The organism is Hyalangium minutum, assembly GCF_000737315.1.
Taxonomy (GTDB): Bacteria; Myxococcota; Myxococcia; order Myxococcales; family Myxococcaceae; genus Hyalangium; species Hyalangium minutum.
Map to the genome: position 1 here is coordinate 1,190,189 of NZ_JMCB01000003.1, position 21,885 is coordinate 1,212,073.

Annotated in this window: 16 protein-coding genes; 5 read left to right on the top strand and 11 right to left on the bottom strand. The window is 68.0% G+C overall.

The genetic code is table 11. The features are described 5' to 3' along the window. Positions 1 to 22: 22 nt before the first annotated feature. The 8 genes from DB31_RS11405 to DB31_RS11440 form a co-directional block, all read right to left on the bottom strand. On the bottom strand, positions 23 to 913 hold the full coding sequence (locus DB31_RS11405; RefSeq protein ID WP_044186055.1) for an FHA domain-containing protein: 891 nt from the start codon (positions 911 to 913) through the stop codon (positions 23 to 25). Between the two features lie 63 nt (positions 914 to 976). Next, the gene (locus tag DB31_RS11410; RefSeq protein WP_044186056.1) at positions 977 to 3,121 is read right to left on the bottom strand and encodes a hypothetical protein; all 2,145 of its coding nucleotides are present in this window, start codon (positions 3,119 to 3,121) and stop codon (positions 977 to 979) included. Further along, on the bottom strand, positions 3,118 to 4,443 hold the full coding sequence (locus DB31_RS11415; protein WP_205628490.1) for a YncE family protein: 1,326 nt from the start codon (positions 4,441 to 4,443) through the stop codon (positions 3,118 to 3,120). The genes DB31_RS11410 and DB31_RS11415 overlap by 4 nt, the downstream gene beginning before the upstream one ends. Positions 4,444 to 4,674: 231 nt before the next feature. Further along, positions 4,675 to 6,783, bottom strand: a complete 2,109-nt coding sequence (gene glyS, locus DB31_RS11420) for a glycine--tRNA ligase subunit beta (protein WP_044186058.1) — start codon at positions 6,781 to 6,783, stop codon at positions 4,675 to 4,677. Then, complete coding sequence (gene glyQ, locus DB31_RS11425) at positions 6,773 to 7,765, bottom strand: glycine--tRNA ligase subunit alpha (RefSeq protein WP_044186059.1); 993 nt, start codon at positions 7,763 to 7,765, stop codon at positions 6,773 to 6,775. Before glyQ ends, glyS begins: the two co-directional genes overlap by 11 nt. 49 nt (positions 7,766 to 7,814) lie before the next feature. Beyond that, positions 7,815 to 10,028: a serine/threonine protein kinase gene (locus tag DB31_RS11430; protein WP_044186060.1), complete on the bottom strand. Its 2,214-nt coding sequence runs from the start codon at positions 10,026 to 10,028 to the stop codon at positions 7,815 to 7,817. Between the two features lie 72 nt (positions 10,029 to 10,100). Then, positions 10,101 to 12,032 carry a serine/threonine-protein kinase gene (locus DB31_RS48730; RefSeq protein WP_240486634.1) on the bottom strand — a complete coding sequence of 644 codons (1,932 nt, stop codon included), beginning with the start codon at positions 12,030 to 12,032 and terminating at the stop codon, positions 10,101 to 10,103. A 198-nt stretch (positions 12,033 to 12,230) separates the two neighbouring features. After that, positions 12,231 to 13,553, bottom strand: coding sequence for a hypothetical protein (locus DB31_RS11440; protein WP_044186061.1), 1,323 nt, complete (start codon positions 13,551 to 13,553; stop codon positions 12,231 to 12,233). Between the two features lie 181 nt (positions 13,554 to 13,734). Between DB31_RS11440 and DB31_RS11445 the strand changes: the two genes are divergently transcribed. Genes DB31_RS11445 through DB31_RS44725 form a run of 5 tightly spaced genes read left to right on the top strand, consistent with a single transcriptional unit; the run spans position 13,735 to position 19,710 of the window. Further along, a complete protein-coding gene (locus tag DB31_RS11445; RefSeq protein ID WP_240486635.1) occupies positions 13,735 to 14,811 on the top strand; it encodes a vWA domain-containing protein in 1,077 nt (358 codons plus the stop codon). Between the two features lie 8 nt (positions 14,812 to 14,819). Further along, on the top strand, positions 14,820 to 16,220 hold the full coding sequence (locus DB31_RS11450; RefSeq protein ID WP_044186062.1) for a hypothetical protein: 1,401 nt from the start codon (positions 14,820 to 14,822) through the stop codon (positions 16,218 to 16,220). A gap of 52 nt (positions 16,221 to 16,272) precedes the next feature. Beyond that, positions 16,273 to 16,656, top strand: coding sequence for a VOC family protein (locus DB31_RS11455; protein ID WP_044186063.1), 384 nt, complete (start codon positions 16,273 to 16,275; stop codon positions 16,654 to 16,656). A gap of 37 nt (positions 16,657 to 16,693) precedes the next feature. Then, positions 16,694 to 18,655: a hypothetical protein gene (locus DB31_RS11460; RefSeq protein WP_044186064.1), complete on the top strand. Its 1,962-nt coding sequence runs from the start codon at positions 16,694 to 16,696 to the stop codon at positions 18,653 to 18,655. Then, positions 18,652 to 19,710 (top strand): ferritin-like domain-containing protein, encoded by a 1,059-nt coding sequence (locus DB31_RS44725; RefSeq protein WP_052419879.1) that lies wholly within the window; start codon positions 18,652 to 18,654, stop codon positions 19,708 to 19,710. The genes DB31_RS11460 and DB31_RS44725 overlap by 4 nt, the downstream gene beginning before the upstream one ends. 4 nt (positions 19,711 to 19,714) lie before the next feature. On the opposite strand, the gene DB31_RS11470 is transcribed toward DB31_RS44725, so the two are convergent. The 3 genes from DB31_RS11470 to DB31_RS11480 are packed head-to-tail and all read right to left on the bottom strand — an operon-like array spanning position 19,715 to position 21,879. Then, on the bottom strand, positions 19,715 to 20,728 hold the full coding sequence (locus DB31_RS11470) for a carbohydrate kinase family protein (RefSeq protein ID WP_044186065.1): 1,014 nt from the start codon (positions 20,726 to 20,728) through the stop codon (positions 19,715 to 19,717). 21 nt (positions 20,729 to 20,749) lie between these two features. Further along, entirely contained in the window at positions 20,750 to 21,484 is a 735-nt protein-coding gene (recO, locus tag DB31_RS11475) for a DNA repair protein RecO (RefSeq protein WP_044186066.1), read from the bottom strand. A gap of 8 nt (positions 21,485 to 21,492) precedes the next feature. Next, complete coding sequence (locus DB31_RS11480; protein ID WP_044186067.1) at positions 21,493 to 21,879, bottom strand: helix-turn-helix domain-containing protein; 387 nt, start codon at positions 21,877 to 21,879, stop codon at positions 21,493 to 21,495. Between the last annotated feature and the right edge of the window lie 6 nt (positions 21,880 to 21,885).

A 21,885-nucleotide genomic window follows, 5' to 3' on the forward strand; every position in this document is an offset into this window, starting at 1 on the left:
AAGTGGCAGGGCCCGGAGTGACTCAGCGCACCACGAGACGAATCTTCTCGCTGCAGATGAAGTACTCGTCCCCGTCCTCGATCTTGCGGCGCTTGATGCGCTGCTTGTTGAACCAGGTGCCGTTGGACGAGCCCAGGTCCTCGATGAAGTAGTCGCCGCCCTCGCGGACGATGACGGCGTGCTCGCGGGACACCTTGCCGGAGTTGATCACGAAGTCGCAGTGCTTGCCGCGGCCGATGACGAAGCGCTCGTTGACGATCTTCTGCTGATCGCCGCCCTCGGTGATGAGGAAGAGCGCCGAGCCCTCCTCCTCGTCCTGAGGCTCCTCGTCCATGGGCTCCTCGTCCTGAGGCTCCTCGTCCTCGCCCATGTTCTGCAGGCCAGAGTCCTCGGGAGGATCGGGCGGGGCCTCGTCCTCGAGCGAGTCGTCGTCCACGGGCTGGGGCGGCTCGTTCTTGCCCTTGATGAGGCGCTCGAGCTCGGCGGCGGTCTCCAGCACGCGCTCTGCCACTTCGCGGCGCACCGGATCATTGTCCAGGGCGTTGGCCGAGGGCCGCTCATCCACGCGTGGCGGCGGCTGGCGCATGGGCGGCTCGTCGCGCACGGGCGCGGGCTTCACCGGCGGGGGCGCGGCGGAGAGCACCGGGGGCGCGGACTTGCCGCCCACGGAGGGGCCATTGCCAGAGGGCCGCGAGGGCACCTGGGGCACCACGTTCAACGGGGCCGGGGCCTCGGCGCGGGCGGCCTTGCCCCCCACCTCGATGAAGCCGTTGAGCCGCGCGAACATGAAGAGCGCCTGGTTGATCAGCGCATCGCGGTCCGAGCCCATCTGCTGGGCCATCTCTTCAAACGTCTCCCACAGGTGGTCAGCGATGCCGACCTTGCGAGCGGGGCGGGAGTTCTGGTCAATCATCGGTGTCGACTCGGAAAGTCTGAGAGGTGGGACACGATAGCAAAGGCCTTCCGTCCCGCCCAGTTACTCAAAAGGTACCAAACCCGTCGTGTTCGCGGCGTTGTCGGTGATGGTCTCCAGGGACACCTGGAGGATGCCATCCGCCGAAGGATAGGCAATATATGCGAGATCTGTCCCTCCCACCCGGGAGTACACCACGGCGCCAGGGAGACGGTAGGTTGCCAACCCTGCGGTCGTGCTGGTGACATCCGGGGTGAAGATGTAGGGAAGGTAGTGGGAAGAGGCGTTGATGATGTACTGGTCGCCGCGCGCAACCCCACGGGTCGTCTTGATGACGATGTCCTTCGGAGCGGGATCCAGCACCGAGACCGGGTGGGAATAGTAGGTCCCTGCCATCTCGAACGTGTCGCCCTCCCCCATCCGGCCCAGGTAGCCCTTGCTATCGCTGGTGATCACGAAGGGGCGCGTGCCCTTGGCGCGGACCACCAGGCTCGACATCTCCTGGCATTCGGCCGGGAGCGCTGCGGGGTTGATCGTCTCCACGGAGAGGATCGTCTTTCCGTCCGCGGACGCCACTTTGCCGAGCACCTTGAAGTCGATCTCCCGGGTCGTGGAGTCGACGGTGAGCTTGCAGGTCCCCGCGGTGTTGCGCAGCACGACGACGTCCCCGAGTTCGACTTGCGAGGTGTCCGCGCTCAGCTCGAGACAGGTCCCCTGAGGGATGCCCGAGGGACAAGGGACCTCACTCCGGGCCACGGACGACAACCCCGGCAGGCCCAGCTCGTACAAGAGGCGGTAGGTATCGGTCCGCGTCACACCCTCCTGCACCGAAATCGTGAGCTCGGGAACATCCGTGGTCAGGGTGGTCCCCGCGCTGTTGACCAGGGTGTAGGTGACGCCGGCGCCGAGCGGATCGAGATCGAACTGCCGCATCCGCACCGCGTCGAAGAGGGTGATCGCCCCGTTCGAGGCCGGGACGATGCCCACCAGTGGGCGCCGCACGATGGGGACGGTCCGCGTGGGCTCGTTCTTGAGCTGGCACGGCATGTTCACGTCCACGCCCTCGGCGAGCGTCAGCCCCGTGGGCAGCGCCGTCCCCACGGAGATGGGGAGCATGGGCAGACCGGACGGATCCAAGGCATGGGCGCCCGTGACCGAATCCACCGCGAGCACACCCGAGCACGACTGCTGGTCGCCACAGGCGCCCTCATCGAGGATCCCGAACACGTACTGCCCCGTGACGAGCGGATCCGGCGGGACGGGAGTCCCGCTGGTATCCCGCTTCTCCGGGTCAAAGGAGCACTCGAACCAGTCCGTCGGCGAGGTCTCCGCCAAGGTGTGGGTGGCCAGCGCGCGCACGGGAGCGCCGAACGCGTACGTCACCCCGCGGGAGACCTGGGTATTGTTCACTTCCACACGGAACGTCTCGCCACCCGAGCCCGTGGTGCTGTGCGTGGCGATGACCAGGGACTCCTGGCCCGGCTGATCCAGGGCCGGAGGCAGCACGAGGAGCGCCGTCACCGTGCTGCCGGCCAGCGCCAGATCCAGCGCCACAGGCGCATCTGGGTGGGCCATGTCCAACCGGTAGAGCTTCGCGTTCAGGCCGGACTGCTCGGCGTAATAAAGGACGCTCGAGGAGCGAGCGGGGTCGATCACATCCCCACCGTCCGGAACCTCGTAGCCGGTGACATTGCCGTTCGAGTCGACGGTCTGCCGCTGGATGCGAGTATGCACGGGCCCTCGGGCCGCGAACGCGGTGATCAGCCCCTTTCCCACCAGGCGCTGGCGCTCCTTGAAGAGCGATGGGTCGTCCGCGGTGATGACGGAGATCTGCCGGGAGCCGAAGCTCCGGGCATAGACCAGCGGCGCCCCCGCGTCCTGGACGACCCGGCGGGCGAACACCGTGCCGTCATTGTGCTGGAGAGACTCCACCGCGTAGACCATGTCGCGCGTCAGGTTGGACGGCCGGTCCAGCACGGGGATGGAGAGCGCCTCGAGCGGGTTGGGCGCCCGGACGAAGTCGCGGGGACTGCCCTCGAGGTCCAGCACCCGCAGCTCGTTGCGGTCCGAGGACGTGACGAAGAGGTAGCGCCCCGCGAGGGCCACGTCATACGTGCCCGCCAGCCCGGCGCTCGTCCGCGTCGTCAGCGATTCGGAGCAACTGAGAAGCCCCGCGCCCAGCGCGAGGCACAAGAAGAAGCGCTTCAAGGCTGGATCTCCTCACAGGTAGAGGTCCCCTGCTTCTCGTCGCGCCCCTGGCGCTTGCCCAGGTAGGCCACGAGCGCCGCGCCCTCCGGGGCGGCGAGATCGGGGATGTCGATGACGGCCACGCGCCCGTCGCCGAAGTTGGTGACGAAGAGGCGCGCCTGATCGACCGCCGTCTCCGAGGCTCGCGCGGGGTGGTGCACGGCGATGCCGTAGGGCTGGCTGCCCACGTTTTCCACCTGGGCGACGATCTGGCCCAGCCGGGTGTCGTAGAGCACCACCGCGCCCTGGATGCGGGTGTTCGCGGTGCAGGTGATGGCGATCACGTCGTCGTTGGCCTCGGGCGCGCCGCGGTGGATGAGGGTCGCGTAGCTGGCACCGCCGGGCAGCAGCACCGCGTTGACGACGGAGATCCGGGGGCTCGCCGTCTTCGCGCCGGCCACGTCCAGCACGAGCAGCACGTCCGGCCCGCGCGCCACGAGGTAGATGCGCTCCTTGTCCTGGACCGGGTCATACCCGCCCACCAGCACGTCGCGGGCCTCCAGGATGGTGTAGATGCCGCCCAGGTTGGCCTCCAGGATGCGCGAGGTGTCGCTGCGATCGACCAGCCGCAGCAGGAAGCCCGCGAACTGCGCCACGTCTGCCTCCACGAACGCCCGGCCGGTGACGTAGGTGTACTTCTGCCCGATCGCGGTGGCGTGCGCGCCGCCGATGGAGAGGGAGCCTCCCGCGTCCAGCGGGATGAAGTTCTCCTTGGAGATGCTCGGAGAGGCTCCGCCCACCTGCTCCCCGGTGAGATGCACCAGATACGTCTGGAAGTTCGTGGCGCTGCGGGCGGGCGAGTCGGCGGCCTCCACGTGTGTCACCCAGACGTCCGGCTCATTGCCGACATTGCCCACGGTCACGCCGAGGGGGGCCGGGGCGCGCGGCAGATCATTCACCGACCCCGCGATGTTCTGGGTCAGCGACAGGGCGCCGGCGATGCAGCTGTTCCCGAGCCCGTTCACGCACGACAGCTTCGTCCCGTTGACGTCGATGGCGTGTAGGTAGTTCCCCTCGGCGCGCGTGGGCACGAAGAGCCGGGGGGTGCGGTTGGGATTGGACTCCGTGGCCACGGGCGGGTTCCACACCGCCATCTGCCCCGCGAAGCTCTCGATCTCGACGATGTTCTCTTCGGTCACCTTGAGATCGGTGATCTGCGCCGGGGCTGCGCCCACGGGCTGGCCAATGGGGGGCAGCCCCAGGTTGTCCAGGTTGAGCGCCGTCACCGCTCCGGTGTCGAAGCATTTGTCGAAATTGGCGCTGGCCACGTACAGCGAGCCCAAGGGGCGCGCCGGATCGTCCGCCACTGGTAGGTGGACGATACCGCTGGGGTAGACGAAACGATCACGGGGGGGATGCTGCGGCTCAGTTTCCGCGGCACACCCCGCCCAGACCAGTGCGGAGATAAGGATGAGGGGGCGCATCAGAGGGGGGCGGAGTGTAGGAACCACCCCTGCCCCGGGCAACTACAAAGGGACACGCCTATTCCCCAGGTGTCAGGCCGCTCGCCCGGCTCAGGCGGCGGCGGCCTCGGCCTGAATCTTGGAAAAGTCGGCTACCTCGTTGAACAACGCGCCGATCTCCGTGAGGAAACGGACGCGGTTCTCCCGCAAATCCTTGTCCTCGGCCATCACCGTCACCTTGTCGAAGAAGGTGTCCACCGCGGGCTTCAGGCCGGTGATTTCCTTGAGGGCGCCGGAGAAATCGTCCGACTTGAGGAACTCGGCCACCTTGCCGCGGGCCTGGGTGAAGGCGGCGTGGAGGTGCTTTTCGGGCTCGTCCCGGAAGCGGGCCGGGTCCGTCTGGCCCTTGGACACGTCCTTGCCCTGCTTCTCCACGATGTTCACCACGCGCTTGAAGGCCGCCGCCAGCGGGGTGAAGTCCGCGCGGCCCACCAGCCCGCTCAGGGCCTCCAGCCGCTTGCGCGCCGCCACCAGGTCATCGAAGCCGACCGAGAGCACGGCCTCGACCACGTCCGTCCGGTAGGTCTCCGACCAGAGCGCCTTGAGGCGGCCCCGGAAGAACTCCAGCACCTGCTCGCGAGGAGCCGGCTCGCCCGCCTTGCGCTTGAGATCCCGGATCTTCGGGTCGAGCAGCTTGAGGGCCTCGTCCACGGCGGCGGACAGCGGGAAGCGGTACCCGCGCCCGAGCACGATGTTGATGATGGCGAGGCACGCGCGCCGCAGGCCGAACGGGTCCGCCGCGCCGGTGGGGCCCTTGCCGATGGCGAAGATGCCGCACAGGGTGTCCAGGCGGTCCGCAAGGCCGATGAACGCACCCGGGTCCTGCGTGGGCAGCGAGTCGTTGGCGTTGCGCGGCAGATAGTGCTCGAAAATGGCCAGGGCGACGGCCTCGGGCTCACCGGCGGCGCGGGCGTACTCACGGCCCATCACGCCCTGGAGCTCGGGGAACTCGCCCACCATGCCGGTGACGAGGTCCGCCTTGGCCAGGGTGGCCGCCTGCTCGATGGTGCTCCGGTGCTCCTTCTTGCCAGCCTTCTCGGCCAGGAACACGGCGAGCGCACGGAACCGGTCCACCTTCTCCGCGTAGCTGCCGAGCTGCCCCTGCCACACCACGCGGGCGAGCTTGGGCACGCGCTCGATGAGCGGCGTCTTCCGGTCCTCGTCGAAGAAGAAGCGGCCATCCGCGAGGCGGGAGCGCAGCACGCGCTCGTAGCCGCGCAGGGACAGCTTCTCGTCCTTCACGGGCGTGTTGGAGACGGCGATGAACTTGGGCAGCAGCTTCCCTTTGGCGTCCGTGAGGGAGAAGTAGCGCTGGTGGCTCTTCATCTCCTGCACGAGCACCTCGGGAGGCAGGTCCAGGTGGCGCTCCTCGAAGGTGCCCACCACCGGGCTGGGCAGCTCCACGAGGTTCGTCACCTGATCCACCAGGGACTCGTCCTCCAGCAGCTGGCCACCTGAGCCCTTGGCCGCCGCACGGATCTTCTCCACGAGCTGGGCGCGGCGCTTGGCCACGTCCGGGATCACATGCGCCTTCTCCAGCGCCGCCTCGTAGTCCGCTGGGCGGGTCAGCTCGATGGGCGCCGGGGCCAGGAAGCGGTGGCCATAGGTGGTGCGGCCGCTCTTCACGTCGCCGAAGACCACGGGCAGCACGTCGCCGCCCAGCAGCGCCACCAGCCACTGCACGGGCCGGGCGAACGCCTGGTCCACATCACCCCAGCGCATGGACTTGCGGAAGTTGATGCCGTGCACGGCGGCGTGGAGCGCCTCGGGGAGGATCTCCGTGGCCGGGCGGCCCTTCTCCTGCACCTTGGCCGAGAGGTACTCGCCCTTCGGCGTCTGGGTGCGGCCCAGCTCGCCTACGGGGAGCTTCACGGACTCGGCGAACTTGGTCGCCGCCACCGTGGGCTTGCCCTCCTTGTCGAAGGCCGCCTTCGCGCTAGGGCCAAGCTTCTCCGTGGTGACGTCCTCGCCCGAGTCCGCCACATCCTTCACCCACACGGCCAGCCGCCGGGGCGTGCCGAAGGTGCGGATCTCACCGTGCTTGAGGCGCGCGGCGGCCATGCGCTCGGTGAGGATGCGCTTCAGGTCCTCCAGCGCGGGAAGGATGAACGAAGCCGGGATCTCCTCGGAGCCCACCTCCAGCAGCAGATCACGCGCCACGGGCCACCTCCGCCTTCTCCGCCTTCTCCACCGGCTTGTTCAGCTTCACGTGGTTCCAGTAGTCACTCGCGGGCTTGCCCTCGAGCACCGGGGGCTGCTCGCCCACCGTCCACGGCGTCTTGAGCAGCGGGTAGCCCAGCCGCTCGCGCATCTGCAGGTAGCCCTCGGCGCACAGGCGGGCGTTGTCGCGCACGCGCTTGATGAAGTTGGCGCGCTCCGTCACCGAGATGGCGCCGCGCGCGTCCAGCAGGTTGAACGTGTGCGAGCACTTGAGCGCGTAGTCATACGCGGGCAGCGGCAGCTGGCGCTCGATGAGCCGCTTGCACTCCTTCTCGTACGCGTCGAACAGCGCGAAGAGCATCTGCGGATCGGACTCGTGGAGTGCGTACGTGCTCATCTCCACCTCATTGGGGTGGAAGACCTCGCGGTACTTCACGCCCTTGACCCACTCCAGGTCGAAGACGTTCTCCACGTTCTGCAGGTATGTGCAGAGGCGCTCCAGCCCGTACGTGAGCTCCGCGGCGACGGGGCGGCACTCGAAGCCGCCGCACTGCTGGAAGTAGGTGAACTGCGTCACCTCCTGCCCGTCACACCACACCTCCCAACCCAGGCCCCAGGCGCCCAGCGTCGGGGACTCCCAGTCGTCCTCCACGAAGCGCAGGTCGTGCGCGTGCGGATCGATGCCCACGGCGCGGATGGACTCCAGGTAGAGCTCCTGCACGTTCTTGGGTGCGGGCTTGAGGATCACCTGGAACTGGTGGTGCTGGAACAGGCGGTTGGGGTTCTCGCCGAAGCGGCCGTCGGCCGGGCGGCGGGAGGGCTGCACGTAGGCCACGTTCCACGGCTCAGGCCCGAGCGCGCGCAGGAAGGTGGTGGGGGCCATGGTGCCCGCGCCCACCTCGAGATCATACGGCTGGGCGATGATGCAACCTTGACGGGCCCAGTGGTTCTGGAGCGTGAGGATCAGATCCTGGAAGTACATGGTCGGCGCGGACCCTAGTGAGGGGGTCCGGGACCGTCAAGGACGACGGTCACTCCCCGTAGGCCGGCAAATCCGAAAGCCGGATCGTGTACTTCTTCTCCTTGGCGAGCTCGACGGGCGCGGAGAAGAGCCGACTGTTGCCTTCTGGATCCACGATCCGCAGCCGGTAGGTGCCCACCTGGAGGGGCAACTTGAGCAGCGGCGTGGTGCCCAGGCCCGTCGCGCCGTCGTACACGGCCGCCGGAGGCACCGTCACCAGGGTGAGCAGACCGATGCCCGCCTTCCGCATGGACGCGGGGCTGCGCGTGTCCACCACCTCGGCCGTCCCGTCAGGGTTCAGCTCCACCGTGGAGTTGGCCTCCTTCGCCAGGGCCGCCTGCAGATCCTGGGGCTTACCGGCGGGCTTGGCCGCGGCCTTCCCAGCCTCCTCCTGCGCCGAGACTGCCAAGCTCTGGCCCTTCTGCTTGGTGGACCCCGCCCCCGTCTTGGAGGTGCCCTGCAGGGCCTTGGCGACCGTACCGCCCGGCTTACCCGAGCCCTTGGGTTCCTGGGTCTTGGGCTCCTCGGGCGTGGGCTCCTCGGGCGGCGTCTCAGGCTCGGACGGCTCGGCTGCAGCGGTGGCCTGGGCCGGAGGCGGCTCCTGGGGAGCCAGCGGATTCGGAGGCCGCTGCTGCTGAGGAGGCGGCCAGGGCTTCTCCTCGGGTGGCGGCGGAGGCGGGTTGAGCTCCAGCTCCGTCTTCACCCACGCCACGGCGGAGTCGTACCCGGGCCGGAGCATGGCACGGACCGGCTCCAGGGCGAGCAATCCTCCGATGGCCCCAAAGAAGGCCAGCAGGAAGAGCCGGCTGCCCCACTTGCCCTTCTCCTCGCCCTTGTCCTTGGCAGCCGCAGGAGTATCGACGGGCGTGCTCGAGCGAGACGGCCGCACAGTCGCCACGGACGAGCTGGGGCGGCGGGGCGGGCGGACGGCCTTGATCGAAGGCTGAGAGGAGGGAGTGTTCTCGGCCTCCTCCTCGGCCTCCGGCTCGGGCGGAGGCGGCTCTGGGGCCTCCTGGCGAGCGGTGATGCGGGGCCGGGCGCCTCGGGGCGTGGAGGGCACACTGGCTTGCGCCGGGTTGCTCCCGGGCTTGCGGGGCCGAGACCCCGAGCCAGGACGTGCCGAGGCGCTCGGCGGGGGCACCGCGCGAGGCCGAGGCGTGCGCTTGATCTGGGCGGTGGGCGCGATGTCCCCGGGGTCATCCTGGAGGGCTCCGGCGGCCTCGCTGATGCGGGCATCATCGCGGCTGGCGTACTCCAGGAGCGCGCGGGTCTTCTGGCGCTTCTCCTCGAAGTACTCCGCCATGAGGGCGGCCATGCTCCCCTCATCGAAGAGCTCCGCACCCATGGCGGCATCGATGGCCTTGGCGAACTCGCGCCCGGTGGCGAAGCGCTTCGCCTTGTCCCGGTTGAGCGCCTTCATCACCACCGCATCGAGCGCCTCGGGAACGGCCGGGTTGATCGAGCGCGGCGAAGCAATCTCGCCGTTCACGATCTGCATCATCATCGCGGCGTCGCCCGGGGCGTTGAACAGCCGCTGGCCGCACAGCATCTCGTGCAGCAGCACGCCGGCGGAGAACAGATCGCTCCGGCCGTCAAGCTCATGGCCGCGCACCTGCTCGGGGGACATGTAGCCACCGGTCCCCTTCACCATGCCCACGGCGGTGCGGCCCAGGCGGCCCTTGGCCTTGGCAATGCCGAAGTCGATCACCTTCACCCCGCCGTCATAGGTGACCATGACGTTGCGCGGGGACATGTCGCGGTGGACGACGGCGACGGAGCGGCCCGAGGGATCGACGAAGTGGTGCGCGTAGTGCAGGGCCAGGCACACGTCGCGGATGACGCGGGCCGCGAAGCCTGGAGGCAGCGGCGCGTTGAGCTTGTCCGCGGCCTTCATCAACTGCTCGAGGTTCTGGCCCGCCAGGAACTCCATGGCGAGGTACAGCTCGGTGTCCTCTTCCCCGAGATCGAACACCTGGCCGATGTTCGCGTGCGAGAAGGCGGCGGTGATGCGCGCCTCATCCAGGAACATCTTCACGAACTCTTCCGTCTTCACGTCCGGAAGGATCTGCTTGAGCGCAACGAACTTGCGGAAGCCGCCCGGCCCCGAGGTGTAGGCCAGGAAGAGTTCCGCCATGCCTCCCACGGACAGCCGTGTGAGGATCTCATATTTGCCGATGCGTCTCCCACGGTCCGGATCGTCCGCGGGGGCTCCCTGGGTCGCCATTCGAGTCAGGCATGCTAGCCGCGTCTCCCCATCCCGTCACGGGGGAGGCCGCCTCCTCGCCTACCAAAGGAGCTACTGCTCCTCGCCGTCCGTGGACGGAGGGGAATCCTCCAGCGGCCGGATGGAGGGATCCACCTCGGCAGGGCCTTGCGAGGGCTCTGTGGGCTCTGTGGGCTCGGGGGCCACCTCCTGCACCGCCTCCTCCGCAGGCTTCGGGGCCTGCTCCTCGGGGTTGGCCGGGCTCTCGGATTTGGCCGGGGCCTCGGAGGGCTGCGGCACCGCCTTGGGAGGCCGGGGACGTGGAGGACGCGGCGCCTCACCCGCAGGGTTGGGTGAGGGTGCAGCTTTCTGGGTGGGCTCCTCGGGCGGGGCGTCTTCAGAAGGAGGGGGCGGCTCGTAGGCCTCCGAAGAGGGCTCTGCGCTTCCGGTGGGCTTTGTCGGAGCACTCGATGACGAGGAGAACAGGGATCCGATCTTGCTCTTCAGCGACTCGGGCATGAAGAGCACCGCGAGGCCCAGGATCACGATGCCGAGCACGATCCAGAGCCCCCGGCGCGCGGGAGGCCGGAGACCGGTCCAGGCCCGGGAAACGCGGGACACACTGGACAGCTCCGAGGTCTCACTGTCGTCCTCGGTGGGCTTCGTCTCCGGGGCCGAGGCCGCTGCCTGGGACTCCGTGGGGCCCAGCGTGAACACCCCCATCTTCGCGGGGCGCCGGGGCTCACGGGCCGAGGACGGAGCATCGATCGTGGTCTTGTCAGGAGCGTCGTCCGCGCCCGCCGCCGCCAGGCCCGGCACGGGGCCGATCTGGGTGGGCGCATCCTCCGCGAAGGGCTTGGCCACCGGAATCTTGCGCGACGGAGGCTCGGTGTTCTTCTTGGGCGCGGCGGATGGGAAGGGCCGGGCCTTGGGAGGATTGACCCGCCCGCTGGGAGACGAGGCGCGCGAGGGAGGCGGCCGCACGGGCTCCGGCGGAGGCACCGGCTTCTGGACAGGCATCGACATCATCGGCGACGTGAGGTGCATGTCGTCGAGCTCGTCCGCGGAGACCGCACCATCCAGGGTCTCCTCATCCCTCAGCGCCGCGACGACCTTGCTCACGCGCTCGTCGTCGTGGCTGGCGTAGTCCAGGAGCGAGAGCGTCTTCAGCCGCTTGTCGGCGAAGAGCGCCTGCATCAGCTCGGCCACGGACTCCTCGTCGAACATGACCGGGCCCACGGCGACTTCGAGGGCCTTGGCCATCTCGCGGCCGGTGGCGAAGCGCTTGGCGGGGTCCTTGGCGAGCGCCTTCATCACCACCGCGTCGAGCGACTCGGGTACGTCCGGGTTGTTGGCGCGAGGCGGAGCGATCTCCGCGTTGGCGATCTGCCGCATCATCGCGTCTTCGTTGGTGGTGTCGAACAGCCGCTGGCCGCACAGCATCTCGTGCAGCAGCACACCCGCGGTGAACAGGTCGCTGCGCCCATCGAGATCCTGGCCGCGGACCTGCTCGGGGGACATGTAGCCGCTGGTGCCCTTGACCATGCCCACGCGGGTGCGGGCGATGCGGCCCTTGGCCTTGGCGATGCCGAAGTCGATCACCTTCACCACGCCGTCGTAGGTGATCATCACGTTGCGCGGAGCCATGTCGCGGTGCACCACCGCCACCTTGCGGCCCGAGGGCGCCGTGAAGTTGTGGGCGTAGTGCAGGCCCAGGCAGACGTCCCGGGCAACGCGGGCCGCGAAGCCGATGGGCAGCGGGCGCACGTAGCTGGCCGCCATCATCACCTGCTCGAGGTTCTGGCCGGGCAGGAACTCCATGGCCAGGTACAGCTCGTCGTCCTCGAGCCCCAGATCGAAGACCTGGCCGATGTTCGGGTGGGAGAAGGCGGCGGTGATGCGCGCCTCATCCAGGAACATCTTCACGAACTCTTCCGTCTTCACGTCCGGAAGGATCTGCTTGAGCGCGACGTACTTGCGGAACCCCCCCGGCCCGGAGGTGAACGCCAGGAAAAGCTCCGCCATGCCCCCCACGGAGAGTCGGGTGAGGATCTCGTACTTTCCGATTTTCCGGCCACGATCTGGATCCGTGGTCCCATTGGAGGATGCCTGTTTGGGCATGGACGGCCACGCATGCTAGCGGCGCCTCCGGCTCGGGTCACGTCCCCTGACCGCGATTCTCCGCCCAGGGCCCCCCGCCAGCCGCCTTCGGTGGAAACTTCTTCAGGGAGCCGAGGCCCCTCGCCGGTTGACAACGACGTAGGGCAGCTGGCTCTTGAGCGTGCAGGAGGTGGACCGGTAGGAGCTGTTGGCGAGGTTGAGGACGCGCCATGTAGCTCTGGCCGCCACCACCTCCTTGGTCTCGCCGGGCTTGAGCGCCACCGCCAAGCTGTCCGCCCGGAACTCGGTGCGCTGGTGGCTCCGCTTCCCGCAGGTGGAGTCGTCGCAGCCCACGGATCCGGGCAACGAGGCCACGGTGAAAGGGCTGGTGTCCTCGCTGGCGAGGAGCATGCCCAGCTGTGCCGGATCCGCCGCCAGGAGCAGGGCCCCGCTGGTGTCACGGATCGTGACGGCCCGGTTCTCGGGGAGAGAAGAGGTGGACGCATCCACGACGCGCACCGTCAAGAACTCGCCCACGTTGAGCGCCACGGTGGCCTCCGAGGGGACGGAGATGGAGAGGCTTGCCTTGTACTCGCCGGAGGGAGCAGCCGGGCGCGAGAGCTGGAGCGTCATGGCGCCATTGGAGTAGCGCACGGAGGTGAGCGTGCCGGAGCCGTTGAAGATCCGCCGCCCCCCTGCCCCGGTGCTGCGTGAGAAGAAGCCGGAGACGCCCTGCTCCTCGGGCTCGAGCACCCGCACCTGCCAGGCGCCTCCCACGGCCGGGAAGGTGTGCGCCGGGCACGTGGTGGTGCACACGCCCTCGAGGCACAGTGCGGGCACGGTGCACTCCGAGTCCTGGGTGCACGAGGCCGGTGGCTGCGGGCGGATCTCCGCCTGGCCGTCGGCGATGATGAACTCCTGCTGCACGCAGACTTGAGACTCCACGGGGAAGACGCCCGGAACGGGCGCACCGCCGTTGGTAGGACCCAAGCCGGGCACGGACACCGCATAGCAGAGCTGCAGCCGCAGGGGCTCATCGAGCGGCGGCACGTCCTCCTCCATGCACGGGGTGGAGTCGGGGAGGATCCCGCAGCCGGAGGTATCGCGCGCGAAGTGGACGATGCCCTCCCACGTCCGCGCCACCGTCGTGCCCGGGAGCACCTTGAGCACCAGGGGCTGCCGCGGCGCCTCGAGGGGGCACTGACAGTCCGAGTCGCAGAAGCGATCACAGGAGTTGCACTCGCAGCCCAGCGTCTCCTCGAACGGGAGCCAGACATTGGCCTGCTGGCGCTGCAGACTCAGGCCCTGCTTGCCCAGCGTGGCGTCGACGAAGATGGCCTGGGAGGTGTCGTTGCGCAGGCGCAAGGTGACGGGCGTCGGAGTCTCCGTGCCGCACTGGCAGCCAGTGACGGCAAGGCACAACAGGAAGACGTGAATGGGTTTCATGGGATTGGACCTGCGGCGCTCATCCCAGCCGGCCCTGGCGCCATGAGCGCGGATGATGCCCGGCACTGCCGAGGCCCGCAAACGGGAGTACGACTTTTGTGTCGCACTTTGGCGAAGCGAGGTGACCGTGAGGCGGCCATGAACTTGCGAGGCCCGAGGGGCTTACGACATCCTCGGTGCCATGAAGCTTCGTCTCGGCCTGCTGCTCGTAGCGCTCGGGGCCTTCGCTGGGTGTGACGATGTTGGCGGCGAGGTGGGCCGAGGGGAAGCCGTGCCCGCCGTCGCCCCGCCGCGCCTGTCCCCTGTCGAGCTGCTCCCTCCGGTCGTGGATCGCTCCGTCACCCAGCGCGTCGAGGTGAGGGATCCGCCTGCCATTCCTGCGGTGCAGGTGGACGTGCAGCGCCAGGCGGACGGCATCGTCGACATCCTCTGGGTGGTGGACGACTCCGGCTCGATGGCCAACCAGCGGCAGACGCTGACCAACAACTTCTCGCGCTTCCTGCAGGAGCTGCTGGCGCTGCAGGTGCGCTTCCACATCGGCGTCATCTCCACGAACTACAACGATCGGGGAACGCTGCGCGGCACCACGAAGGTCATCACCAACGACACGCCGAACCCGCAGCAGGTCTTCTTGCAGAACACCAGCTTCCCGAACGCCTCGCGCGTGCGCCTGGAGCAGGGCCTGCGCATGGTGGAGCTGGCGCTCACCGAGCCCAACCTCAGCGGCCCGAACAAGGACTTCCTACGGCCGAACGCCGCGCTCGCCGTCATCGCGGTCACGGACGAGGACGACAGCTCCTACGGGGATCCGAACTACTACGCGCGCTTCCTTCGCAGCCTGAAGGGGCCGGGCAACGAGAACCTCTCGTCGCTCTCGGTCATCGGAGGCACCACGCCGGACGGCTGCTACCCGCCGGGCGAGGAGATCTACTTCGGCGGCCGGGCGGATCCGGCCTTCCGCTACAGCACCGCGGCGACGAAGACGGGCGGCATCATCGGCTCCATCTGCGACGTGTCCTTCGAGGCGACACTGTTGAAGATCGCCGCCGCGCTCAACACCCTGCGCCGTGTCTTCCCGCTGTCGCTGAAGCCGGACCCGGCGACGATCACCGTGCGGGTCAACGGCAACCTGATCTCGAAGGACGTGGTGAACGGGTGGCAGTATCGCGCGGAGACACAGAGCATCATCTTCCTGGGCAACTACGTGCCACCTCCGGGCGCGCTCCTGCGCTTCGAGTACGCCTTCGTGATCCCCTGAGGCCGCCCGTGAACCGCTCCCCTGCCCTGCTCTTGCTTGCGTTCCTGGCCATGGTGGGCCTGTCAGCCTGCGCGCGGACGGCCCTCACCCCCGAGTGCCCCGTGGGCTACATCGCCAACGGCGACACGTGCGAGTGCCTCACGGATCAGGCCTGTCCCACGGGCATGCGGTGCGAGGCCGGCGTGTGTGCCTGCCGCGACACCGCGTGCTGTCCGGAGGGCCACGAGTACTCGCCCACGAGCGAGTCCTGTGTCTGCCGGGATGACTCCTGCTGCCCCGCGGGCCACGTGTGGAACGCCCAGGAGAACCGCTGCGAGTGCGGAGATCAGGAGTGCTGCCCCTCGGGCTACACCTTCGACACCCAGGCGGGTGGGTGCCGCTGCACGGCGGACAACTGCTGCCCGCAGGGCTTCCGGTACGACGCGACGGCCGAGCGCTGCGTGTGCAACTCGGACGAGTGCTGCCCGGTGGATCACCGCTACGATCCCGAGCGCAAGGACTGTGTCTGCGCGAAGACCTCGTGCTGCCCGGTGGACCACACGTACAGCGCCTCGGTGAAGGCGTGCGTGTGCAACGGCGACTCGTGCTGCCCCACGGGGTACCGGAAGGATCCGTCCAAGGAGCGCTGCGTGTGCATCAGCGACGCGGCCTGTGGCACGGGCAAGTTCTGCGATGCGGTGTCGGGCGGGTGCCTGTGCCGCGACAACTCGGGGTGCAAGCCGGGCCAGTACTGCAACGGGCTGGGCTTCTGCCAGGCGCTCGGCAACTGCACGACGAACGCGGACTGCCCGGCGGGAAACTTCTGTGACATCACCACGGACCGCTGCATCCCCAGCGGGCCCTGCACGCTCGACGAGCACTGCGGCTTCGGCCAGCTGTGCGATTCGCAGACGGCGCGCTGCCGCCCCGGGTGCCGCCGGGACGCGGACTGTGCCGACAAGCAGGCGTGCGAGGGGGGCCAGTGCCGGGACTACTGCCGCCTCAACGCCAGCTGCGACGTGAACCAGTTCTGCACGCCGGCCAACGGCGTCTGCGCGGCGCAATCCAGCCGGGTGGACTGCCGGGACTGCACGGGCTCCTCGGGTGTGTGTGGCTCGGGGGCCTCGTGCCTGACGTTCATCAGCGAGGGCCAGACGCGGAACTTCTGCGGGACGCACTGCACGAGTAACGAGGAGTGCCCCTCGGGCTTCGACTGCACCGAGGTGATCTTCTCCTGCACCACGGGCGAGGGCGGCGCTTGCCCCGCGGACAGCAGCGCACCGGGCCAGACTTTCACCTGCAAGGGCTACCAGGTGGAGAATGAGGCAGGCACCCGCTTCTACTGTGCGGACGCCGGGGGTCAGCCGCACGTCTACATCCAGGCCTGTGCCCCACTGTCTGGCTTCTGCCCCGCCACGGAATTGCCGTAACACACCTCGTCAAAACCAGTGACTGTGGGCACTTGGGAGGAGAACCCTGCCTATGAGCGGATCCACCGTGAATCAGCATCCTTCCGTGATGTTCGAGATCATTGCCCGTGATCAAGAGAAGGCCAAAGCCTTCTACACAGCCGTGTTCGGCTGGTCTTACGAGATCGGAACCGGCGGCTTCGCGTACATCCATTTTCCACGGCACTCGACGCCGCTCCTCGGAGGCATCGGCCAGGTCCAAAAGGGCGTGCCGGGCTTCGAACCGGGTCACAACTTCTACCTGCTCGTCGATTCGCTCGAAGCCACGATCCAGAAGGCTGTCGAGGCAGGCGGCACGAAGTTCGTCGATCCGGTCAGCGTGGACGGCTATCGTTTCGCGATGATCCGGGACCCCGAAGGCAACCCGATCGGCCTCATCGAGCCCTTCACACGCTGACGCATCACCTGCCCCGTCTTCTCCAGGAGAATCCGCCATGAGTTATCTCAACGCGCTCCGGCTGCATTTCGCGGGGCGCTTCCAAGCGAACGTCTCGACGGTCAACAACGACCCGGGCCACTACGACAACACGATCTTCCAGCAGAGCTACCAGCAGATGGAGGGCGTGAACATGAACCCGCCCAACGGCTGGTTCAATCCGCAGGGCGACGCCGACTGGCGCTTCCTGGGCTGCAAGATCACGTCGGCATGGATGCCTGGGCCGCAGAACCCACCGACGGTCCCCTCTGTCGCAGTGCCCACCAGTGATCCAGTCCTGGCCTGCATCATCGCCGACTCTGACCAGCGGGCACCGGCCAAGCTGGCCGATCTCGATCCCGAACAGCAGCTGGTCTCGGAAATCTGGGGACTGCAGGTGCGGATTGCCGACGCCACCGGCAATACCTTAATGCGCGGCGACTTCGAGCACGTGGCGTTCATCGACATCTGGGATCGCGCTACGGTCTCTTCTGGCGGCGACGCCGACGCCGGCGCCGTGTACCAGTCGGTGCTGAAGAACCTGCAATGGGGCGATGTCTCGAAGTCGCCGTTCCTGCTCGCGCTGCAGAAGGCGGCGAGTGACGGGCTGCTGTCGATCAAGTTCAACGTCGACGCCTTCAACCTCGACTACACCCGGCCCGGCTTCATGACCGGACGGATTGCGGGCACGATCGGGCCGGCGAGCAAAGATGAACCGATGCACCTGGTGATCGGCCGGCAGTTCATGGCCGGTCCGAACGCGGGCGGCAACTTCTACAAGCCGCCGGGCGGCATCAACTATTGCGCCGCGCGTGTCGATGCCAACGCGAACTGCATCTATCTCGACCTCGGCAACGCGCTGCCGACGGCAGCTGGCGGCGCGATGGAGGATCTCGGCGATCTCACGCTCAGCGTCTCCTCTCCGGCCTCTGGCAGCACGACCGCGCTCGGCACCATCCCCGCGAAGGGAACGAACGGCTACGCCATACCCGATGGCAGCTGGTATTCGAAGACCGCCGGTGTCGTCGTGCTGCCGATCAATCCGCAGTTGATGAGCCAGGTACAGACCCAGCCCCTCACCCTGTCGGGCAATCCGAAGGTGACCATCAGCGAATGGCCGAGCGGCGCTTTCGTGCGCGCCGACACGTTCGTCTACCGCCTCAGCCCCGGCGATACCGCGTCGATCCCGGTCTATGCGATGCAGTTCGGGCAGCCCTTGCCGAAGGTTCAGATCTCCTTCGTCGCAGATTCTTCACAGTTGCAGGCGCAGGAGGGCTCTGGCTTCCCGTTCGTCATCACCAGCCCGAACGTCGCAACACCCGCGAACGCGATCCAATTCGCGGCCAGCGCCACCACCAATGAACAGGGTTGCGCCACGCTCGCGCTGACCGCCAAGGATCCCGGCACCCCGCGCAACTTCAACATCACGCCGGCCAATCCGACGGGTGACTACGGCATTGATGGCCAGGTCTATGGCGTGCGCGCGGGATTCGTCGACACCCAGACGTACGGCAGCCAGCCCGAGAACCAGTGGAACTTCATCAGCTTCCTGGTGTGGAGCGGCTTCACGCCCAAGTCCCCCGGCAACCCGACCTGGAACGACGACCTGCAGCCGATCTTCACGCAGTACGCGAACCTGTATCCCGTGATGAGCCGCTTCCTGAACCTGTCCGACTACGCGTCGGTGAAGGCCAACAGCGGCCTGCTGTCGCTGGCGTTCGGCTTGAACGTGGCGAATCCGAACTCGATGCCGGTGACGCGAGACCTGTCGCCCGCGAAGCGCCAGGCGATCCTGCAATGGCTGCAGAACGGCCTGCCGCTCGGCGAGGCGCCACCGCCCAAGGCATCGGCGCGTGTCGCACTGCCGCAACCCACCCCGCCTGCCACCGCGACGCCAACCCCCCCCAAGAAGGGCGGTAAAGCCATGGCGGCTGCGCGTCGGCTGGTGGTGCAGAAGACCCGCAAAGGAGAGCGCTCATGATCCGCCTTCAACGTTCCCTCATCGAAGGGCTGAAGTCGTCCATCCCCGAGATATTGCTCCAGGCGCTGCGGCAGGCGCTGCAACAGGCGGTGATGCTGGAACACTCCACCATCCCGGTCTACCTCTACGGGCTGTATTCGCTGGACGAAAGCAAGAACGGGGCGATCGCGGAGATCCTGCAGTCGGTGGTGGTCGAGGAAATGCTGCACATGACGCTGGCGGCCAACGTGCTCAACGCACTCGGCGGCTCGCCCGCGATCGATACGCCGGACTTCATTCCGACCTATCCGGGCAACCTTCCCGGCAGCGTCGAGAGCAGCCTGGTCGTGCATCTGCGGCCGTTCTCGCAGGATCAGCTGATGACCTATCTGCAGATCGAGCAGCCGGCCAAGGCGATCGACATCCCGTCGGATGCGCAGTCCGCGGACGACGGCATCACCATTGGTCAGTTCTACGATGCGCTCGCGGCGGCGATCACGGTGCTCGCGGTGATCGACCCCAAGGCGTTTGTCAATCCGGCGCGCAACCAGGTCGGACCGGACTTGATGTGGGGTTCGGTCATCGTCACCGACGCCGCCTCCGCGCGGAAGGCGATCGCGACCATCGTTGAGCAGGGCGAGGGCTCGAAGGTCTCGCCCGACGAATCCACGGACGGTCCCCCCGCGCATTACTACCGCTTCATGCAGATCTACGCCGGCGCGATGCTCCAATCCGCTCCGGGCAAGACACCCCCGTGGGCCTACAGCGGTGCTCCGGTCTTGATGGACGTCGAAGGCATCTACCCAGTGCCGAACAACCCCAAGGCCGCGAACTATGCGCCCGGCTCGGCGCAGGCCCTCGCCAACGACATGTTCAACTACACGTACACCTCGCTGCTGAAGGCGCTGCATGCGCTGTTCAACGGCCAGAACACCCAGGATCAGCTGAACGTGGCGATCGGGTTGATGATGTCGCTCAAGGGGCAGGCGAAGGCGATGATGGCGGGCATTCCCAACCCGTCCGCGCCCTACACCGGACCGAGCTTCGAATACAAACCGGTGCTCCCGGCGCGCTGAGCGCTCACGCCGTTGGCGAAGAAGGCCGCAGGTCCACGGGCATGTGCTCGAGGACCTCGGCCGCGAGAGGCAGACCTGCCACGGCGCCCAGCCGCTCGACAACGCGCGAACCCACGACACAGGCGAAGGAGACCAGCTCTGTGATCGACTGCAGGGTGGCTCCGCGCAGCGAGTGCGCGTCTGTGTACCGGCGCGTGAGCCCGTACAGCATGGCGGCCACGAAGCCGTCTCCAGCGCCAGTGGTGTCCAGGACACGGGCGGGCGGCGCGGAAACGTGGATGATCTCGCCCTTCCACGAGAAGGCGGCCCCCTTCTCCCCGAGTGTCACCACGGGCAGCGAGATGCCCAGGCCCAACAGGAAGTCGATGGCCTCGCGCACGCTGCTGGAGCCGGTGACGATGGGCATCTCCTCCTCGGAGATCTTCACCACGTGGCACAGCGGCAGCAGGTGATGCAGGACACGCTTCGCCTCGCTCGGATCCGCCCAAGCATGAAGGCGCAGGTTGGGATCACAGTGGATGATCCCCCCTGCCCCGCGCACGCGCTCCAGAGCGCGCTCCATGGCGGTGCGAGCCTCGAGCAAGTGCAGCGAGTTGGAGCCCCAGTGCAGCACCCGCGTGCGCGCGAGGAACTCCGGGTGCACGTCCTGCTCCCCGAGGAGCAACTCCGCGGACCGCGTGCGGAAGTACGTGAAGCTGCGCTCCCCCTTCGCATCGAGGGAGATGAACACGAGCCCTGTACGAGCCTCCTTCGTCTGCCGGACGTGGCTCACGTCCACACCCTCGGCCGCGAGGCGCTCGCGCAGCAGATGACCGAACTCATCCGAGCCCAGCACGGACACCAGCCCCGAGCGAGCCCCGAGCCGCGCCAACCCTACGGACACGTTGGCCAGCGACCCGCCAATGCACGGAGACCAGGAGGATACTTCGCGCACGCGACGCCCGGACTCGGCGGGGAGAAAGTCCACCAACGTCTCGCCCATGCAGACGACATCGAGCGGCGGCGCTACATCTGTCATGGGAGCCCCTCCCGGGCTGCGTCAGTCCAGCCCCACCTGAGCCATGAAGTCGACGCTCTTGAGGCGCCGGCCGAGGTGGTGCGCGATGAAGATGTTGAGCAGGCCGCGAGCCCGGGCACGCAGCTCCGGCGGCAGCGGCGTGCGCTGGCCTTCCTGGAGCGCGCGAAGTCCCGACAGCAGCGCAGGAGGAATCGCCACGGCATCCCGAGCCCGGCCACTGCACGGCTCGCACACCGCGCCGCCGTGGGTCTGGTCGAAGCGCGGCTGCTCGCCCGGAGGCCCGTCACAGAGCGTGCACGCGTCGAAGCGCGGCATGAGTCCCGCGTGGGCCAAGGCGGACAGCTCGAAGGCGAGAAGCGAGGTGGGGCCCGCCTCCTTGGCATCCAGCCGGCCGAGATACTCCTCCAACAGGGCGAACAGCTCCGGGTGGGGCTCGTGGTCGCGGGTCAGCTCGCGGCACAGCTCCACGGCGTACAGGGCGCGGGCGATCAGCGACAGGTCCTGCCGGGCTGAGTAGTAGCCAGCCTCGATGTCGGCGGAGTCCAGCCGCACGGTGCTGCCGCGCGTCTCCACGAGTTGCACGCGCAGGCGCATGAAGGGCTCGAGCGCTCCGGCGAAGCGCCGCTTGCTCTTGCGCGCCCCTGCGGCGAAGGCGGTGAGCTTTCCATGCTCGCGGGTGAGGAGCGTCACGAGACGGTCAGCCTCACCGTAGTCCAGGGTGGACAGCACGAGCGCTTCGTCGACGAACCGCTCCATGGCCTGACTCAACCCCCGAAGGGGCGAGGAAGCTTCCCGGTCGCCACCAGGAATCCATACACGCCGAGCGCCAGGACGAGCAGCATCACCGTCAGGCCCACATAGGCGCGCCGCCGCCGCTCCTTCTCGAGCGCCGCAGGAGTGGGCGCCGGGGTGGCCTTGTCCACCTCCTCGTAACGAAGGACGGCATCCTCGGGGGCCATGCCAATCACGTGGGCATAGGCCCGGATGTAGTTGAGCACGAAGATCCGGGCCGGCAGGCGCTCCACCTGCCCCTCCTCGAGGGCGGCCACCAGGCTCGGAGGAATCTTCGTCGCCCGGGAGATGTCCTCGCGCGACATCCCTCGCAGCTCGCGCTGCTGGGAGAGGTATTTGCCGAAGTCGACGTGGTCCACGGGCGT

Bases quoted from the DNA above. Each gene is read 5' to 3' on its own strand.
- DB31_RS48730 (WP_240486634.1), bottom strand. From the start codon at position 12,032: ATGGCGGAGCTTTTCCTGGCGTTCACCTCCGGGCCGGGGGGGTTCCGC.
- DB31_RS11460 (WP_044186064.1), top strand. From the start codon at position 16,694: ATGAGTTATCTCAACGCGCTCCGGCTGCATTTCGCGGGGCGCTTCCAA.
- glyQ (WP_044186059.1), bottom strand. From the start codon at position 7,765: ATGTACTTCCAGGATCTGATCCTCACGCTCCAGAACCACTGGGCCCGT.
- DB31_RS44725 (WP_052419879.1), top strand. From the start codon at position 18,652: ATGATCCGCCTTCAACGTTCCCTCATCGAAGGGCTGAAGTCGTCCATC.
- DB31_RS11430 (WP_044186060.1), bottom strand. From the start codon at position 10,028: ATGGCGACCCAGGGAGCCCCCGCGGACGATCCGGACCGTGGGAGACGC.
- recO (WP_044186066.1), bottom strand. From the start codon at position 21,484: ATGGAGCGGTTCGTCGACGAAGCGCTCGTGCTGTCCACCCTGGACTAC.
- DB31_RS11445 (WP_240486635.1), top strand. From the start codon at position 13,735: ATGAAGCTTCGTCTCGGCCTGCTGCTCGTAGCGCTCGGGGCCTTCGCT.
- DB31_RS11470 (WP_044186065.1), bottom strand. From the start codon at position 20,728: ATGACAGATGTAGCGCCGCCGCTCGATGTCGTCTGCATGGGCGAGACG.
- DB31_RS11405 (WP_044186055.1), bottom strand. From the start codon at position 913: ATGATTGACCAGAACTCCCGCCCCGCTCGCAAGGTCGGCATCGCTGAC.
- DB31_RS11440 (WP_044186061.1), bottom strand. From the start codon at position 13,553: ATGAAACCCATTCACGTCTTCCTGTTGTGCCTTGCCGTCACTGGCTGC.
- DB31_RS11455 (WP_044186063.1), top strand. From the start codon at position 16,273: ATGAGCGGATCCACCGTGAATCAGCATCCTTCCGTGATGTTCGAGATC.